We start from the raw sequence: 16,447 nt of genomic DNA on the forward strand, positions 1-16,447 counted from the left end.
GGGGCACTAGAGTGCCTGCGGAAGTTGTGGGGAGGCGACGATGGATGACCCGAAGCCGGGCGCGCCGCGCGTGCTCGTGCGGCGCGCGCTGCCGACGGAGCCCGCCGTGCGCGGCTCCGCGTCCCTGTTCCTCGCCGAGGCGCGGAGCCAGGGGCTGAACGCGGGCCGCCGCATGCTGTACGTCGGGACGGAGCCGGCCGGCGACCAGGTGGCGGCCTGCCTGCGGGTGCAGCCGCAGACGGACGTCGTGGCGCGGCGCAAGCTGATGACCGTCGGCGACGTCCCCGTACGCGTCGCGACGAGCTACTTCCGCGCCGACCTGTTCGGCGGCACCAGGCTCGCCGAGCCCGAGTTCGTGCGGCCGTCGCTGCAGTCCGCGCTCACCGCCCTCGGCCACGCGTTCGGCCGCGCGGAGGAGAGCCTGATCGCCCGGCCGCCTACGCCGTCCGAACGGGATACCCTGGAGCTGGACCCCGGCGAGTGGGTCGTGGTCGTGGTGCGGGCGAGCTACTCGGCCGAGGACGTGCCCGTCCACGTCCTGGAGACGATCTGCGCCGCGAGCCGGCACGTCTTCACCATCACCCAGGTCTCCGGGCACGACGAGTTCTGAGCCCGCCCGTAATGCGATTTACGGGCGCGGGCCGGACGTGCGAGCATCGGCCGATGTCCGAGTCCCGATGCGCGTTGCTGCGCTGGCAGTTCGACCTCACCTGGTCGTTGTTCGAGTACCACCTGGAACGGTTGGAGGAGGACGACTTCCGCTGGGAGCCCGCCCCGCACTGCTGGACCGTGCGCCGCGACCCCGCCGGAAGGTGGGAGCCGGACTGGGCGGACAGCGAGCCCGACCCCGTTCCCGTGCCCACGATCGCCTGGCTGAGCTGGCACGTCGGCTGGTGGTTGAGCGTCACCACCGATCACGCCCAGGGGCGGACGCCGCGCGACAGGACCGAGGTCACCTGGCCGGGTGACGGCGAGCGGACCGTGGCCTGGCTGCGCGGGCTGCGCGAGGAGTGGCTGACCGTCCTGGACCGGCTCACCGACGCCGACCTGGACGCCGCCGCCCCGTTCCCGTGGCCGCGGGACGGCGGGCACACCGTGGCGCACATGGTGGCCTGGGTGAACGCCGAGCTGATGAAGAACGTCACCGAGATCGGCCAGCTACGCCTGCTGCGCGCGGCCCAGGCTCCGCAGCTCCGCCAGCCGTGACGCGGGTCAGCGGTCGAACCACCGGCCTGCGGCGGGCAAGGCCAGCAGAAGGACGATCGCGAGATACAGCACGACGGAGCTGAGCAGAGCGAGCCAGCTACTGCCGTCGTCGAGCACGCCCATGGCGGCCCTCGCGCCGCACATGGCCGCCGCGAGGGCGACGGATCCCCAGCGCACCGACCTCTTGCGCGACGCCCAGCGGGACAGGAGCCATCCGGTGAGCGCCGTGCTGGTGGCGGAAAGGATCAGGAGCAGCAGCATCCCGGCGGAGAAGCCGGAGGTGATGAGGACGTAGAGCGCGAGGGCGATCCCCACGAGGCCGAAGGCCACCTGGAGCGTCATGATGAACCGCGCGATACGCGTGCTGGCGGGCAGGTGGCCGGCCGCGGAGCCCTGTGTCGTCACACGATCATTCTGTACGCCGCTCTACTCCAGAATGTCCTCAGGCGTGAGCGTCACCTCCGGCGTGGCCTCGTCATCCGCGGGCTTCTTCGCCGGCCGGCAACTGTCCGAGCACCCCTCGAACCGGGAGGTGTCGATCGCGGTGAACGGCGTGGCAGGCACGTCGCGCAACGCCGCCGACATGGTGTCGCGCCAGATGGGCCCGGGGATGCTGGCCCCCTGGACAGCCCCGTAGTACCGCCCCCCGATGGTGACGCCCGTCAGCTTGTACTGCTGGGAGCCGCGCGGGTCGCCGAGGCTGACGGCGGCGGCCAGGTCGGGGGTGAAGCCGGCGAACCAGGCCGAGGCGTAGTCGTCGGTGGTGCCGGTCTTGCCGGCCGCGTCGCGGCCGAGGCCGCCGACGCCGCTCATCGTGCCCTCGGTGAAGACGCCCGACAGGACTTCGGCGGTCGCGTCCGCGATGGCCGGGTCGAGGGCCTGGCGGCATTTCGGGCGGTAGCGGGTGGTCCGGCCGTCGCGGTCGGTGATCTGGGTGATCGCGAGCGGGGCGCAGTACTCGCCGCGGGCCGCGACCGCCGCGTACGCGGCGGCGACCGTCACCGGGTCGGACTCGTTGATGCCGAGCGTGAACGTCTCGTACTCCTGCAGCTTCTTGCCGTCCGCCCGCCGGATGCCGAGCGACTTGGCCGTCTTGACCGTCTCGCAGAGGCCGACCCGCTCCTCCAGCTCCATGAAGAACGTGTTCACCGAGTCCCAGGTGCCGGTCCGCAGGGTCTTCCAGCCGGGTGAGCCCTCGTCGTTGGTGACGGTGTGGGACGGGTCGCCGACGTTCTGGCCCTTGCAGGTCTTGAACGTGGCGTACGCCGGAGCCCGGTAGCCCGCGCCCGCGGCGAGGCCGTCGTCCAGCTTCATGCCCTGTTGCAGGGCCGTGATCAGGGTGAACGTCTTGAACGTGGAGCCGGGCTGGAAGCCGATGCCGCCGCCGTGCGCGGTGTTCGCCACGACGTTGTAGGAGATCTCGTTCCTGGCGGCGCTGGTGCCGTAGCGTCTGCTGGCCGCCATCGCCTTGATGGCGCCCGTGCCGGGTTTGATCAGGGCCTGGGCGGCGACGGGGGCGTCCGACGGGTGCACGTACTTCTTGATCGCCTTGTCGGCGGCGGCTTGCATGGCGGGGTCGAGGGTGGTGGTGATGGTCAGGCCGCCGCGGTTGAGCATCGTCAGCCGGGCCTTGGCGGTGCGGCCGAAGTCCGGGTTGCTGAGGATCTCGTGGCGGACGTAGAGGCAGAAGTACGGATATTTGCTGCTCTCGCAGCCGCCCGGGATGCGGGTGGCCTTGTAGCCGAGCTTGGCGGCCTTCGCCTTGGCCGCCTCGGCGGCGGTGATCTTCCCCAGCTCGGCCATCCGGTCCAGGACCACGTTGCGGCGGTTGAGCAGCCGCTCGCGGTGCTCCTTGCCCAGGTTGGGGTCGGTGGCGTTGGGATCCTGGACGGCTCCGGCCAGTGTGGCGGCCTGGGGGAGCGTCAGGTCGGCCGCGGAGACGCCGAAGAAGCGCTTGGCCGCCGCCTCGACGCCGTACGCGCTCGCGCCGAAATACGCGATGTTCAGATATTTGGCGAGAATCTCGTCCTTGGTGTACTTCTTCTCGATGCCCATCGCGTACCGGAGCTCGTTCAGCTTGCGCGCGTAGCTCGCCTCGACGGCCGCGTTCCGCTCCGCCTGCGTGTCGGCCGAGTTGAGCAGCACCTGCTTGACGTACTGCTGGGTGATGCTGGAGCCGCCCTGGCTCACCTTGCCCGACTGCAGGTTGGTGGCCAGCGCGCGCAGCGTGCCCTCGACGTCGATCGCCCCGTGCTCGTAGAAGCGGAAGTCCTCGATCGCCACGATGGCCGTCTTCATCGTCGCGGCGATCTCGCCGAACCCGACGACCTCGCGGAACTCCTCGTAGAAGCGGGCGATCTCGCCGCCCTTCGCGTCCCGCACGATCGTCACCTCCGCGGGCGGCGGCTCGGCCAGGTCGAGCGGCTTGAGGTCGACCTCGCCCGCCGCTGTCACGAAGCCGAGCCCGGCGCCCCCCACCGCCGGGACCGCGATCGCGGCCACCACCAGCCCGGCCGCCGCGCCCGCGGCGGCCAGGCGCACCATGTTCGTCCCCCGACGCGACATCAGAGCCTGCCGAGCCCGCGGGCCAGGATGGTGGCGGTCTTCGCGACGACGGCGTCGTCGGCGGCGGCGACCGAGCGGTGGGTGTAGACGGCCAGGATGATCGGGGCGCCGGACGACCCGGACGGCCACACGACGGCGATGTCGTTGGCGCCGCCGATCTCGCCGTTCGTGCCCGTCTTGTCGCCGATCTTCCAGGTCTTCGGCAGCCCGGCGCGGATGCGGGCGTCGCCGGTCTTGTTCGCGATCAGCCAGGCGTTGAGCCGCTCGCGGTCCTTGGCCTTCAGCGCGCCGCCCGTCGTGAGCAGGCGCAGGTCACGGGCGATGGCCGCGGGCGTGGTGGTGTCGCGGCGCTCCTTGGCGGTCCAGTCGTTCAGCTCGGTCTCGTAGCGGTCGAGCCGCGAGATCGGGTCCTTGAGTGAACGGAAGTACCTCGTCAGCCCGGCCGGGCCGCCGATCTGCTTGAGCACCATGTTGGCCGCGGTGTTGTCGCTCTCGGTGATGGTCGCCTGGCACAGCTTGGCGACGCTCAGGCCGTCCTCGACGTGCTTCTCCGTGGTGGGGGAGTTGGGCTTGAGCTCGTCGGCCGTCCACTTGACGACCTTGTCCATCAGGCCAGGCTCGGAGGTGCGGGCCTTGTGCAGGGCCGCCGCGCAGAGCGGCGCCTTGAACGTGGACAGCAGCGGGAAACGCTCGCCCGACCGGTAGCCGACCGTCTCGCCGGTCGCCGTGTCGATGGCGTACGCGCCGATGCGGCCCTTGAAGGACGCCTCCAGCGCGCGCAGCTCCTTCTTCACGTCCGGCCGCGCCGCCGCCTGCTGGGCGACGGGGACGGCGGCGGAGGCGGTGCCCGTGGTGAGCGCGCCGCCCGCCAGGAGGGAGGCGGTCAGGGCCGCGGCTGCCTGGAGCGCGGGCCGGGTGCGGGGGTGTCGCATGCGTGCATGTCCTCGCTGTCGTCGGGTGCCGGAGGTCAGGAGCAAAGCAGATGCGATCACGTGATGTCTAATAGCGATATCGCGAAATGCGCGATATCCGAAGGTGTATGAGTGCAGGTCAATGACATCAGGAGAAGCCGGCCTTGCCGAAACGGCAACGGAATTCCCCGGGTGCGCCCTCCGCGGCGGATAGTGCACGAAGACGAAAACGGAGGTCGTACATGTCGCAGACCCATCGCCTGGTCGAGGTGCCGGGCGGCCGGATCCACCTGGTCGAGCAGGGCGCGGGGCCGCTGGTCCTGCTGGTCCACGGTTTCCCCGAGTCGTGGTACTCCTGGCGCCACCAGCTCCCCGCCCTGGCCGCGGCCGGTTTCCGCGCGGTGGCCGTGGACGTGCGCGGCTACGGCCGCTCCTCGGCGCCCGCCCGCGTCGCGGACTACCGGATGCTGGCCCACGTGGCCGACAACGTGGCCGTGGTGCGGGCGCTCGGCGAACGTGCGGCGGTGATCGTCGGGCACGACTGGGGCTCCGCGATCGCCGCCCACAGCGCCCTGCTGCGGCCCGACCTGTTCCGGGCCGTCGGCATGCTGAGCGTCCCGTACGCGCCGCGCGGCCCGCACCGCCCCAGCGACTCCTTCGCGGCGATGGGCGGCGACGAGGAGTTCTACGTCAGCTACTTCCAGGCGGAGGGCCGCGCCGAGGCGGAGATCGAGCCGGACGTGCGCGGCTGGCTGGCGGGCTTCTACGGCGCCCTGTCGGCGCAGGGGAAGGGCGCCTACTTCGTGCCCAGGGGCGGCCGGTTGCGCGACCGTTTCCCCGAGGGCGCGCCGCCGGAGTGGCTGACGGAGACCGACCTGGACGTGTACGCGGGCGAGTTCGAGCGCACCGGCCTGACCGGAGCGCTGAACCGCTACCGCAACGTGGACCGCGACTGGGAGGACCTGGCGGCCTGGGACGGCGCGCCGATCGCGCAGCCCGCGCTGTTCGTCGGCGGGGCGCTGGACGCCACCACGACCTGGATGGCCGGCGCCATCGAGGCGCTCCCCCGCACGCTCCCCGGCCTGGCCGGCGCCCACATCCTGGACGGCTGCGGCCACTGGGTGCAGCAGGAGCGGCCGGAGGAGGTGAACAGATTGGTGATCGACTGGCTGCGCGGAGTGACCGCAGGTGACGCCGCGCTTGGGTAGGGTCGGGGCATGCGACATCTCAAGAGCCGGTTCCTGCCGCTGGCCCTGTTCGCCGCAGGCGTCCTCGCCGCCGGGTGCAGCGAGGTCAACAGCACGATCGACAAGGCCCAGGCGTGCCTCGAAGCCCCCAAGATAATCACGGAGCTGGGTGCGGAGATCAGCAAGCTCACCAACGACCCCCAGGCCATGGACAAGGCGATCGACGACGCCGCCGGCAAGCTGAACGAGGTGGCCGACCAGGCCTCCAACACCACACTCAAGGAAGCCACGGACGGCATGGCCAGCACGCTGACCAGCATCTCCGTCCAGGACGCCAACGACGCCGTGGACGCGGTGCAGAAGGTCACCACGGAGAGCGCCGCCTACGTGGAGAAGGTGGCCCAGGCCTGTAGCTGAGTCGCTGGGATAATCCCGGCTTCTCTAGGGGAAATAGGGACGAATTACCGTTTTTCTCATGGAGCCCGACCCGCGTTTCACCTTGGCCAACGAACGCACCTTCCTCACCTGGCTGAGCACGGCGCTGGCGCTCAGCGCGGGTGGGGTGGCCATGGCGGCGGTGCCGGCCGACGTGTTCGTGCCCTGGATCCGCACCGCACTGGCCATCGTGCTGGTCTCACTCTCCGCGCTGGCGGCGGGCATGGCCTACCCGCGCTGGCGCAACATCCAGCGCGCGCTGCGCCAGGAGGCGCCGCTCCCGCCGCCCGCCCTGGCGGCCGTCTTCGGGTACGGCGTCGCCGCCGTGGCCGTCGTGGCCCTCGTCCTGATCATCCTGTCCGCGTGACCTCATGACGTCAGAAGAGGAGATCTGGGACCGGGGGCTGCAGAGCGAGCGCACCCGGATGGCCTGGGTGCGCACGGCGGTGGCGCTGTCCACCGGCGGGATCGGCGCGGCCGGGCTCGCGGCCCGGCACGGCCTGCCCGTGCTCGCCGTCGCCGCCTTCGCCCTGGCCGCGCTCTGCGGCGGCGTGCTGCTGATCAGGACAGGGGTGCGCTACCGCCGCGTGCAGGCCGCCCTGCACGGCGGCACGCCCCTGGACGCCGGGCTCGACGCGCTGTTCGCCTGGCTCGGCACGCTGGGCGTGGTCGCGGGCGCCGTCACCTTTGTCCTCACCATCAGATGAGCCTGGTTGCGGGATGACGAGCAGGGGGTGGACACTCGAAATCAGGGGGTGACCTCGATGGAAGAGGAACTCAGGAACGTGCCTTTCGAGTGCCGTGGCTGCTGGCACGTCTGGCAGGAGGACTACGTCGTCAGGCACAGCGAGGACGATCACGGCAACCAGGGCGAGGTCTGGCTGAGCGCCGGGCTCCGCGTGCCGCCGCCGTCGTCGGGCGCCATCTGCCCGCAGTGCGGCTGCCAGCAGGCGACCATGTTCCCTTACGGCTACCTGACCCGCCACCCGGAGCTGATCCCGCCGGTCGGGCCGATCGTGCCCGACGCGACTCCGCTGCTCAGCCCGGTGCCGAAGCCGCTGTACTGACTGTGCAATCTGACAGCCGGTAAGGCTTTTCTGGCCAACGGTGTCAGAAAGTCGTCTTGTGGGGCGATCGTAATCGGACGGACACTCGGAGTGACACGGCGGTCTACGAGCCGAAGGCGGTCCCTGTGCCCGACGGATTCGACACCTGCGAGACGTGGCCCTTCGAATGCCTGCGCTGCCTGCACGTCTGGGAAGAGGAGTTCGTGGTCAGGCACCTCTGCGACGCCTACGGCAACGACGGCGACATCTGGCTCAGCTCGGGGGTTCCCGTACAGCCACCCTGGTCGGACGCCTGCTGCCCGGCCTGCGGCGCGAACCGGGTGACCTGCTTCCCGCCCGGGTGCCCGGCGGGAAGCAGGTCACCCGGGCGGCCCGAGCCCGAGCCCGAAGCGGTCCTCATGCCCTGGCCGGACAGGCCGCCCGCTCCGGTCACGGAGCGGACGCACCTGCCCGGCAGGCTCCTGGTCGCGCTGGGCGTGCCGATGGCCCTGTTCGTCGGGTACGAGCTGTACGCCGGCGCCATGGCCGCCGTGCACCCGCGACCCTAGGAGCTGAGGCTCTCCAGCCAGGCCCGGTGCAGACCGGCGAACCGGCCCGCGGCGGCGATGAGCTGGGCGGGCGGCCCGTCCTCGACGATCCGGCCGCCCTCCATCACCAGCACCCGGTCGGCGATCTCCACGGTCGACAGCCGGTGCGCGATGATCAGCGCCGTGCGCTCGGCCAGGATCGTGCGCAGCGCCCGCTGCACCAGCCGCTCGCTCGGCACGTCCAGGCTGGAGGTGGCCTCGTCGAGGATCAGCACGGCGGGGTCGGCGAGGAAGGCGCGGGCGAACGCGACGAGCTGCCGCTGCCCGGCCGACATCCGGCCGCCGTGCTTGCCCACCTCGGTGTCGTAGCCCTGGGGCAGCCCCGAGATGAACTCGTGCGCGCCGATGGCCTTGGCCGCCTCGCGCACCTGACGGTCGGTCGCGTCAGGTTTGCCGAACCTGATGTTGTCCGCGACCGTGCCGTTGAACAGGAAGTTCTCCTGCGTCACCATGACCACGGCCTGGCGCAGCGCCGGCTCGTCGAGGCGGCGCAGGTCCACGCCGTCGAGCAGCACCCGCCCGTCCGTCGGGTCGTAGAAGCGGGAGATGAGCTTGGCCAGCGTCGTCTTGCCCGCGCCCGTCGCGCCGACCAGCGCCACCGACTGCCCCGCCGGGATCGTCAGGTCGAGATGCGGCAGGATCGGCATCTCCTTGACGTAGGCGAACTCGACGCCGTCGAAGCGCACCTTGCCGCGCGCCCTGCCCTGCGGCAGCGCCTGCGGCTCGCGCGGCTCGGGCACGGCCGGCTCCTCCTCCAGCACGCCCGACAGCTTCTCCAGCGCCGCGCCCGCCGACTGCAGCGTGTTGTAGAACTGGCTGATCTCCTGCATCGGCTCGTAGAACGAACGCAGGTACAGCATGAAGCCGGCCAGCACGCCGGGGGAGACCTCGCCGCGCAGGGCCAGGTAGCCGCCGTAGAGCAGCACCGCGCCGATCGTCATGTTGCCGATCAGCTTGACGCCGGTCATGAACGTCGCGCCGAGGATCATGCTGCGCGCGTTCGCGTCGCGGTAGTCGTCGTTGAGCTGCTCGAAGATCTCCTGGTTGCGCGGCTCCCTGCGGAACGCCTGCACCGCCCGGATGCCGATCATCGACTCCACGAAGTGAACGATCACCAAGGCGACCGTCTCGCGCGTCCGCCGGTACACCATGGCCGACTGCCGCTGGAACCACTTGGTGAACAGCAGCAGGAGCGGGATCGGGATCAGCGCCACCAGGCCGAGGTGCACGTCCAGCACCAGCAGCAGCACCGCCGTGCCCACCAGCGTCAGCACGGCCTTGACCAGCGCGTCGAAACCCGACTGCACCAGCTCGGCGATGGCCTCGATGTCCGAGGTCAGCCGGGAGATCACCCGGCCCGACGTGTACTGCTCGTGGAAGCTCAGCGACAGCCGCTGGAAGTGGTCGAACACCCTCCTGCGCAGCGTCAGCAGGATGCTCTGGCCGACCGCGCCCATCAGCCGCAGGAACGCCTGCCGGGTGAGCGCCTGCGTGACCGCCGCGACCAGGATCACCCCGACCACCGTCACCAGCACCTCGGACCCCAGGCCCTTGGTGATCGGCGGGATGCCCGAGTCGATGCCCACCGAGACCAGGTAGGGGATCGACAGCCCGGCCGCGTTGGAGACCACGATGATCAGTACGAGCAGCGCGATCCGCTTCCTGTACGGCCGCAGCAGGTCGCCGAGCAGCCGCCGGGAGCGCTCCCGCAGCAGCACGGACACCTTGTCCGACAGCTCCTCCTGATCCTCGGAGGCGACTCCGCGCCAGGAGTCGCTCTTTTCCTCCTGAACCGTCGCGGTCATCGAAGCGCCCCTTCCGCCGCGTCGTCGAGGTCGGCGTCCTGCGCCAGCAGCTCCCGGTACTCCGGAACCCGCGCCAGCAGCTCGCGGTGCTGCCCGACATGCGTGATCGTGCCGTCGCGCAGCAACGCCACCTTGTCGGCCAGCAGCACGGTGGAGGCGCGGTGCGCGACCACGATGCCGGTCGCGTCACGCAGCACGTGCCGCAGCGCCTCCTCCACCAGCGCCTCGGTCTCGGCGTCGAGCGCCGACAGCGTGTCGTCGAGCACGAGGATGCGCGGCTTGCTCAGCACCGCCCTGGCCAGGGCGAGCCGCTGCCGCTGCCCGCCGGACAGGGACAGCCCCTGCTCGCCGATGCGGGTGTCGAGGCCCCACGGCAGGTCGTGGACGAACATCGCCTGCGCCGTCCGGATGGCCTGCGCCAGCTCCTCCTCGGTGGCGTCGGGCCGGCCGAGCATCAGGTTCTCGCGCACGCTCATCGAGAACAGCGTGGGCTCCTCGAACGCGGTCGCGACCACCGAGCGCAGGGTTTTCAGGTCGAGGTCTCGTACGTCGTGCCCGTCGATCGTGACCCGCCCGGAGGTGGGGTCGATCAGGCGGGGCACCAGCGCGGTCAGCGTGGTCTTGCCCGCTCCTGTCGGGCCGACCACGGCGACCGTCTCGCCCGGCCGGACCTCCAGCCAGACGTCGCGCAGCACCGGCTCCTCGGAGTCGGCGAAGCGGAAGCCGACCCCCTCGAAGCGCAGGTGGCCGCGCGGCTCCTCGATCGTGCCGGTGCCGCCCTCGATGGCCGGGACGGTGTCCATGACCTCCATGAGCCGGTCGGCGGAGGTCATCGCCTCCTGCGCCATGACCAGGAGGTAGCCGAGGCTGGCCACGGGCCAGACGAGCTGCAGCATCAGCGTGGTGAAGGCGATCAGCGCGCCCAGCGTCAGCTCGCCCGAGCCGACCGCCAGCGCCCCGATCAGCAGCACCAGGGCCAGCGTGATGTTGGGGACGATCTCCAGGAAGGAGAAGAACTTGGCCGACAGGCGCACCTTGTCCATCGAGGAGCCGTAGACCTTGCGCGCCGCGTCGTCGTACTGGTCGTAGACGTGGTGGCGGCGGCCGAACGCCTTGATGGTGCGGATGCCGATCGCCGACTCCTCGACGAGCGTGGCGAGGTCGCCCTGCTCGTCCTGGACCTGGCGGGAGATCTTGATGTAGCGCTTCTCGAAGCGCTGCGACGTCCACACGATCGGCACGACCGAGGCCAGCACCAGCAGGCCCAGCGGCCAGTACATGTTCAGCAGCAGCACGGTGACCGTGATGACCTGCAGCACGTTCATGACCAGGAACAGGGCGCCGAAGCCGAGGAAACGACGGATCGTCGACAGGTCCGTCGTGGCCCGTGATAAGAGCTGCCCGGACTGCCAGTCTCCGTGGAAGCCCATGGGCAGGCGTTGCAGGTGCTCGTACAGGTCGTCGCGGACGGCGGTCTCCAGGCCGAGCACCGGTTTGACCTGGATGTAGCGCCGGAACAGGATGAGCAGCGCCTCCAGGGCGCCGACGCCGATCGCGAGCAGCCCGAGGGGCAGCAGCGCTCCGGAGTCACCGTGTTCGACGGGCCCGTCGATGACCGTCTTGATGATCAGCGGGAAGACGATGACGAGGGCGACACCGACGAGTGCGGTCAACCAGATGATGATCAGTCTGGTGACGTACGGGCGGAGATACGGCTTCATCCGCCACAGGGAGTTGGAAGACAGCAGGGGACGGCGAGGTTTGTGCGTATCGGGAGGCATCCCTTCTAGGCTAATACGTGGGATCAACCGATTTTCTGTGGCCCCAGGGGCGGACTTTCGTACATGACGTGCGAAAACATGAATGTTCATGCACTTTCGGCGGGCCGTTACCTACCTTGGAGTTCATTGTGATCGCACCAACCGAGCTGCCGTACCTGCGGCGCTGCGTCGAGCTGGCCACCCGGGCGCTGGAGATCGGCGACGAGCCGTTCGGCTCCGTGCTCGTCTCCGGAGACGGCGCCGTGCTGGCCGAGGACCACAACCGGGTGGCCTCCGGCGACCGCACCAGGCACCCGGAGTTCGCCCTGGCCCGCTGGTCCGCCGAGCACCTGACGCCCGAGCAGCGGGCCGCCGCCACCGTCTACACCTCCGGCGAGCACTGCCCCATGTGCGCCGCCGCGCACGCCTGGGTGGGGCTCGGCCGCATCGTGTACGCCGCCTCCTCGGCCCAGCTCGCCGGCTGGCTGAGCGAGCTGGGCGTGCCCGCGCCGCCGGTGCGCACGCTGCCGGTCGCCGAGATCGCGCCGGACGTGATCGTCGAAGGGCCCGTGCCCGAGCTGGCCGACGAGGTCCGCGAGCTGCACCGCCGCTTTCACACACGTATTTGACCTGCGGTTTGTACTCTTCGTGGCACAGTCGGACGTATGGTGCACGGTCGCTCCATCAGGGCCAGGGTGACGATCGCGACGGTGGTGGCGTTCGGGATCCTCATCATGGGCGGCGTGACCGCGATCTCGATGATGTACCCGGTGCGGGCCCGCGCCGACCTCGTCGAACAGGCCGACAAGGCCAGCCGCCGCATCACCACGATCATCGACCGCACCCGCTTCACCGGCTCCATCCCGCCGCAGGAGAACGTCGGCCTCCTCCAGGTCGTGAACGCCGACGGCCAGGTCGTGGCCGCCAGCGCCGCCCTCACCGGTCGCCCCCCGCTCACCTCCGCCCGGCCCACCGGCGGCGACTCGCGCGTCAGCGACCGGGTGTGCCACCCCTGGGGCTGCATGGTCGTGGTGGGCACCAGCAACCGCGCCACCGTCTACGGGCCCGCCGTGGCCTACGCCGCCATCCGGGAGCCGTTCCTGCTGCGCTCGTCCTTCCTGCCCGCCGTCCTGTACGGCTCCGGCGCCGTCCTCGTGGCGATGCTGGGCTGGGCCGCCTGGTTCGGGGTCGGCCGGGTGCTGGCGCCCGTCGAACGCATCCGGCGCGGCCTCGAACGCATCAACGCCGAGGACCTCAGCATCCGGGTCGAGGTGCCGTCCAACAGGGACGAGGTGGCCGCGCTCGCCGGCACCGTCAACGACACGCTGGGGCGGCTGGAGGACGCCGTCGAGCGGCACCGCCGCTTCGTCTCCGACGCCTCGCACGAGCTGCGCTCACCGATCGCCGGCCTGCTCGTACGCCTGGAGGCCGGGCTCGACGAGCGGACCGAGGCCGACTGGCGGGCGGCCATGTCCGACGCCCAGCGGCTGTCCGACATCGTCGGCGACCTGCTGCTGATGGCCCGGCTGGACGCCGGCACGGAGATCGGCCGCGAGCGGGTGGACCTGGGGCGGCTGGTGGAGGAGGAGGTGGCGCGGCGGCCCGCGCGGCTGCCCGTGACGCTGTGCGTGGAGCCGGGCCTGTACGTGGCGGGGAGCCGGTTGCGGCTGGCCAGGATCCTGACGAACCTGCTGTCCAACGCCGACCGGTACGGGGACACGGCCGTGTGGGTCTCGGTGCGGGGGGCCGGGGGTGAGGTGGTGATGGAGGTGGCCGATGACGGGCCGGGAATTCCCGAGGAGATGCGGGAGCGGGTGTTCGAGCGGTTCACCCGGCTGGATCGGACCCGGTCATGGGACACCGGGGGGAGCGGGCTCGGGTTGCCCATCGCCAGGGACATCGCCAGGGCGCACGGCGGGGACCTCACGGTAGGCGGGGGGACGCGGACCCGGCTGATCCTGACCTTGCCGCGCGAGTAGCGCCGCCACCTTGTCACGGTCGACGTCCGGGCGGTCCGCCAGGGCGCGGAGCATGAGGGTGCGGCGATCGCTGTCGGCAGCTATCTCCAGCAGAGTCAGCACGTCGTCACCCGGCATGAGGGGGGCGTCCTGTTCGAGCTGTTTCAGCACGCGGTCCAGGTACTCCAGGGTCGTCGCCCTCCGCAGGGCCCGGGCGAACTTCTCGACGTTCGGAGAGTCGCTCAGCAGGACCGCCAGGAGGTTCGCGACGGGGCTCTCCGGATGGGCGGCCAAGTTCGCGTCGATCTCTGTCACATAGGGATAGAGGTTCGCGAAGAGATGCCCGAGCGTGGTGTCGTCACGAAAGGAGATCTCCCGCATCCAACTCATGCCGGGCGCCCGGAATCTGGCAGGGTTCGTGGCAGGCGCGGGCCAGGTGAAGAAGACCAGGTCGTGGGACTCGAAGACCGGCCTGCGGTCGAAGGCGACCCGGAACACCCTGGTGTCGTCGTCGCGCAGGAAGTGCCGGACGTGCAACGTGTGGATGAGCGCGTCCCACTCGGCCCTGCTGAGCTGGGAGTGCCAGAGGCGGGCGATCCTGCGCCACCGCTCGTTGGCGTGCTCCGGCTGCTCGGTGCGGAACAGCTCCGTGCCCGCCAGCGGCTCGTCCGCCGACAGCACGGCGAGCAGCAGCAGGTTGGCGCTGTGGACGGCGCACTGGGCGGTCAGCTCCGCCCGTACCGGCTGATAGGCGTCATAAGCCGAGCCGGGCCTGGACAGGAGCGAGTCGGAGAACAGCTCGCACAGGTACCTCGTCAGCAGCGGGCGCTCGCCGGGCGGGACGGTGCGGTGCAGGCCGTGCCTGAGGAAGTCCACGGTGGGGGCGCGGACGGTGAGCGCCGCGAACGACAGCAGCGCGCGCAGGTAGGCGTCGTCCGGCCGGGTGGGGCGGCGGCGGGACTCGGCGGACGCCAGCTCCTGCGCCATGTCCGCCAGCTCCCTGACGACCAGGCGGGCGACCAGGTACTCGCCGAACGTGGCGTGCAGGAACTCGTAGGTCTTGAGCCGCTCGTCGTCGCGCAGCGCCCGCGAGGTGTGGACGAAGAAGAAGCCGCCGATGACCCCTTCCGCGCGGCTCACCGGGCGGCGCAGCCCCTGGTGCCGCCGGGTCTCCTGGCCCAGCAGCGTCCGCAGGTCGGCGTCGAGGTCGGGCTCGGCGATCCACTGCAGGCCCCGGTTGAACATCGCGAACGCGGTGATCGACAGGTGCAGCAGCTCGTCCTCCACGGCCCGCTCCAGGTCGGCGTCCGTGAGCCCGGGGCGGGTCTTGCCCACCTCGCGGACGGCGAAGTCGTGCAGCAGCCGCTCGTACAGCTCCGCCTCGTGGGCGTTGTCGGGCAGTTTGCCCAGGGCGTTCGCGTCGGCGTCGTACAGGGCCAGCATGAGCAGGAGCAGGGGTTGCCCGGCGAGCTTCCGCACGGCCAGCACCTTGTCCATGGGCAGTGGCCGCAGGCCGCGTTCCCGGAAATATCCGTCGTTGTCGTGGTTCCAGGTGGTCACCCACTGGCTGATCTGGTCGTCGTCGAAGGGCTCCAGCCGGATCACGAACGTGCCCGCGGGCAGCCGCGCCCGGTCCGCGACCGCCGTCCTGGACGTGACCACGACCGCCAGCGCCCGCCCCTTGTCCGCCTGGTCGCGCTGGAACCGGGCGACCCGCTCCAGGTAGTCGGTCTGGTTGACACCGGTCGCCTGGAGCAGCTCGTCGAAGCCGTCCAGCATGACGACAGGGAGCGCGCCGCCGCCCGCGTGCACGAACTCGGGCCAGGACATCGGCTCGTCCAGCGCCGCCCTGATGCCGTGCTCGATCTGCGCGAGCACGTCGCTGTCGGCGGGCACGTCGCGCAGCTCCACCCTGAGGGGCAGGAACTCGGCGGCGGGCAGCCGGGCCGCCAGCACGCGCGTCAGCACCGACTTGCCCGCGCCCGGCTGGCCGAGCACCAGGAGAGGGTCGGCCGTGGCCTGCGGAAGCGTGAGATGACCGGCCAGGAAGGCGTCCAGGTCGTTGCGGCGGGGCAGCCCGGCCCAGGTCTCCTCCGCCTGGTGCACGCGATACGCGGGATTCACGTAGCCCTGCTCCAGCGTGGGGATGGTCATCCCCCTCGGCGTGCGTGCGGCGCTGACGATCGGACTCCCGAGCGCTGCCCTGTTCGACCGGATCAGCACCGCCAGCCGGTCGGACGGGCTCCTCGTCGGCGGGACCCTGGCCAGGTGTTCCTGGATCCCGGCCAGCCCGCGGCCGAGCTGCCTGATCTCGGCGCGGGTCGCCTGGTGGTCGATGCGGTCGGACCAGCACGCCACCTCGGGGAAGTCGGCGACCAGGCGGCGGAACAACTCCTCGTAGCGGCGGAGCGCACGCGCGGGGATGTCCGTGCTCAGCCGGTCGCGCGTGGTCTCGTCCCAGGTGTCCCAGCGGCGCAGCCCTTTGAGGAACGAGACCAGTTCGGAAGTGTGCATCTGATAGACAGCTTCAAGATCGCTCAGCACCTCCTCGAACGGGTGGGCGGGGCTCGGCAACCAGATGTGGTTCTCTGCCAAGTCGCTCGAATCGGTGATCCTGCGCTGATCCTCGGGAGTGAGGTCGCGCAGCACGTCCACCTCGCGCAGAACGTCCAGAAACGCGGCCACCACGATGACGGAATGCGCCGCCGCCAGCCGCTGCGTCGAGTCGTACCGGCTCAGGCCCTTGACCTTGTCGCGCAGCCCGCGCAGGAACGCGTCCCCCAGTCGCACCGCCTCGGCCCGCGCGTCGAACAGGTCGATCGCGCCCGTTCCGAACAACGCCAGGCACGTCACCTTGTCCAGGACGTCCGTGATCGCGGTGGGCCCGCCGAGCAGCGCCACGGCGTCCCGGTAGCTGATGATCTGCCGCACGCCCCAAGTCTGCCGAAAACCAGTGGGAGCGCGCC

General features: G+C 70.8%; 15 protein-coding genes and 1 pseudogene. 10 read left to right on the forward strand and 6 right to left on the reverse strand.

Annotated elements, in window-relative coordinates; all coding sequences use genetic code 11:
- Positions 1–40: 40 nt before the first annotated feature.
- Both ABD331_RS01880 and ABD331_RS01885 read left to right on the forward strand, forming a co-directional pair.
- Entirely contained in the window at positions 41–610 is a 570-nt protein-coding gene (locus tag ABD331_RS01880) for a GntR family transcriptional regulator (RefSeq protein ID WP_344470390.1), read from the forward strand.
- A 53-nt stretch (positions 611–663) separates the two neighbouring features.
- Positions 664–1,206, forward strand: a complete 543-nt coding sequence (locus ABD331_RS01885; protein WP_344470391.1) for a DinB family protein — start codon at positions 664–666, stop codon at positions 1,204–1,206.
- Between the two features lie 6 nt (positions 1,207–1,212).
- On the opposite strand, the gene ABD331_RS01890 is transcribed toward ABD331_RS01885, so the two are convergent.
- Genes ABD331_RS01890 through bla form a run of 3 tightly spaced genes read right to left on the reverse strand, consistent with a single transcriptional unit; the run spans position 1,213 to position 4,703 of the window.
- Complete coding sequence (locus tag ABD331_RS01890; RefSeq protein WP_344470392.1) at positions 1,213–1,611, reverse strand: hypothetical protein; 399 nt, start codon at positions 1,609–1,611, stop codon at positions 1,213–1,215.
- A 21-nt stretch (positions 1,612–1,632) separates the two neighbouring features.
- Positions 1,633–3,771 carry a transglycosylase domain-containing protein gene (locus ABD331_RS01895; protein WP_344470393.1) on the reverse strand — a complete coding sequence of 713 codons (2,139 nt, stop codon included), beginning with the start codon at positions 3,769–3,771 and terminating at the stop codon, positions 1,633–1,635.
- Positions 3,771–4,703: a class A beta-lactamase gene (gene bla / locus ABD331_RS01900; RefSeq protein ID WP_344470394.1), complete on the reverse strand. Its 933-nt coding sequence runs from the start codon at positions 4,701–4,703 to the stop codon at positions 3,771–3,773. The genes ABD331_RS01895 and bla overlap by 1 nt, the downstream gene beginning before the upstream one ends.
- Positions 4,704–4,924: 221 nt before the next feature.
- Here bla and ABD331_RS01905 point away from each other — a divergent pair, with 221 nt between their 5' ends.
- The 6 genes from ABD331_RS01905 to ABD331_RS01930 all read left to right on the forward strand — a co-directional run bounded on the left by ABD331_RS01905 (position 4,925) and on the right by ABD331_RS01930 (position 7,919).
- Positions 4,925–5,890 carry an alpha/beta fold hydrolase gene (locus ABD331_RS01905; RefSeq protein ID WP_344470395.1) on the forward strand — a complete coding sequence of 322 codons (966 nt, stop codon included), beginning with the start codon at positions 4,925–4,927 and terminating at the stop codon, positions 5,888–5,890.
- Between the two features lie 9 nt (positions 5,891–5,899).
- A complete protein-coding gene (locus tag ABD331_RS01910) occupies positions 5,900–6,286 on the forward strand; it encodes a hypothetical protein (protein ID WP_344470396.1) in 387 nt (128 codons plus the stop codon).
- Positions 6,287–6,344: 58 nt separating this feature from the next.
- Positions 6,345–6,671: a YidH family protein gene (locus ABD331_RS01915; protein WP_344470397.1), complete on the forward strand. Its 327-nt coding sequence runs from the start codon at positions 6,345–6,347 to the stop codon at positions 6,669–6,671.
- A gap of 4 nt (positions 6,672–6,675) precedes the next feature.
- Positions 6,676–7,011 carry a DUF202 domain-containing protein gene (locus tag ABD331_RS01920; protein ID WP_344470398.1) on the forward strand — a complete coding sequence of 112 codons (336 nt, stop codon included), beginning with the start codon at positions 6,676–6,678 and terminating at the stop codon, positions 7,009–7,011.
- A gap of 57 nt (positions 7,012–7,068) precedes the next feature.
- Positions 7,069–7,371 (forward strand): hypothetical protein, encoded by a 303-nt coding sequence (locus ABD331_RS01925; protein WP_344470400.1) that lies wholly within the window; start codon positions 7,069–7,071, stop codon positions 7,369–7,371.
- A gap of 125 nt (positions 7,372–7,496) precedes the next feature.
- A complete protein-coding gene (locus tag ABD331_RS01930; protein ID WP_344470402.1) occupies positions 7,497–7,919 on the forward strand; it encodes a hypothetical protein in 423 nt (140 codons plus the stop codon).
- Here the strand turns inward: ABD331_RS01930 and ABD331_RS01935 are convergent.
- Both ABD331_RS01935 and ABD331_RS01940 read right to left on the reverse strand, forming a co-directional pair.
- Positions 7,916–9,763: an ABC transporter ATP-binding protein gene (locus tag ABD331_RS01935; protein ID WP_344470404.1), complete on the reverse strand. Its 1,848-nt coding sequence runs from the start codon at positions 9,761–9,763 to the stop codon at positions 7,916–7,918. The genes ABD331_RS01930 and ABD331_RS01935 overlap by 4 nt on opposite strands.
- Positions 9,760–11,484 (reverse strand): ABC transporter ATP-binding protein, encoded by a 1,725-nt coding sequence (locus tag ABD331_RS01940; protein WP_344470406.1) that lies wholly within the window; start codon positions 11,482–11,484, stop codon positions 9,760–9,762. Before ABD331_RS01940 ends, ABD331_RS01935 begins: the two co-directional genes overlap by 4 nt.
- 188 nt (positions 11,485–11,672) lie before the next feature.
- Here ABD331_RS01940 and ABD331_RS01945 point away from each other — a divergent pair, with 188 nt between their 5' ends.
- Entirely contained in the window at positions 11,673–12,152 is a 480-nt protein-coding gene (locus ABD331_RS01945) for a nucleoside deaminase (protein ID WP_344470408.1), read from the forward strand.
- 36 nt (positions 12,153–12,188) lie between these two features.
- Positions 12,189–13,502 carry a sensor histidine kinase gene (locus ABD331_RS01950; protein WP_344470410.1) on the forward strand — a complete coding sequence of 438 codons (1,314 nt, stop codon included), beginning with the start codon at positions 12,189–12,191 and terminating at the stop codon, positions 13,500–13,502.
- 2,325 nt (positions 13,503–15,827) lie between these two features.
- On the opposite strand, the pseudogene ABD331_RS60870 reads toward ABD331_RS01950, so the two are convergent.
- Positions 15,828–16,412: pseudogene (locus tag ABD331_RS60870) on the reverse strand (NACHT N-terminal helical domain 7-containing protein); the annotation flags it as partial.
- Positions 16,413–16,447 lie beyond the last annotated feature (35 nt).

The organism is Nonomuraea monospora, from assembly GCF_039531895.1.
Lineage (GTDB): Bacteria > Actinomycetota > Actinomycetes > Streptosporangiales > Streptosporangiaceae > Nonomuraea > Nonomuraea monospora.

Coding starts and splice junctions, on each gene's coding strand:
- ABD331_RS01910 (WP_344470396.1), top strand. CDS start 5,900: ATGCGACATCTCAAGAGCCGGTTCCTGCCGCTGGCCCTGTTCGCCGCA.
- ABD331_RS01885 (WP_344470391.1), top strand. CDS start 664: ATGTCCGAGTCCCGATGCGCGTTGCTGCGCTGGCAGTTCGACCTCACC.
- bla (WP_344470394.1), bottom strand. CDS start 4,703: ATGCGACACCCCCGCACCCGGCCCGCGCTCCAGGCAGCCGCGGCCCTG.
- ABD331_RS01920 (WP_344470398.1), top strand. CDS start 6,676: ATGACGTCAGAAGAGGAGATCTGGGACCGGGGGCTGCAGAGCGAGCGC.
- ABD331_RS01880 (WP_344470390.1), top strand. CDS start 41: ATGGATGACCCGAAGCCGGGCGCGCCGCGCGTGCTCGTGCGGCGCGCG.
- ABD331_RS01895 (WP_344470393.1), bottom strand. CDS start 3,771: ATGTCGCGTCGGGGGACGAACATGGTGCGCCTGGCCGCCGCGGGCGCG.
- ABD331_RS01915 (WP_344470397.1), top strand. CDS start 6,345: ATGGAGCCCGACCCGCGTTTCACCTTGGCCAACGAACGCACCTTCCTC.
- ABD331_RS01905 (WP_344470395.1), top strand. CDS start 4,925: ATGTCGCAGACCCATCGCCTGGTCGAGGTGCCGGGCGGCCGGATCCAC.
- ABD331_RS01940 (WP_344470406.1), bottom strand. CDS start 11,484: ATGAAGCCGTATCTCCGCCCGTACGTCACCAGACTGATCATCATCTGG.
- ABD331_RS01950 (WP_344470410.1), top strand. CDS start 12,189: ATGGTGCACGGTCGCTCCATCAGGGCCAGGGTGACGATCGCGACGGTG.
- ABD331_RS01925 (WP_344470400.1), top strand. CDS start 7,069: ATGGAAGAGGAACTCAGGAACGTGCCTTTCGAGTGCCGTGGCTGCTGG.
- ABD331_RS01935 (WP_344470404.1), bottom strand. CDS start 9,763: ATGACCGCGACGGTTCAGGAGGAAAAGAGCGACTCCTGGCGCGGAGTC.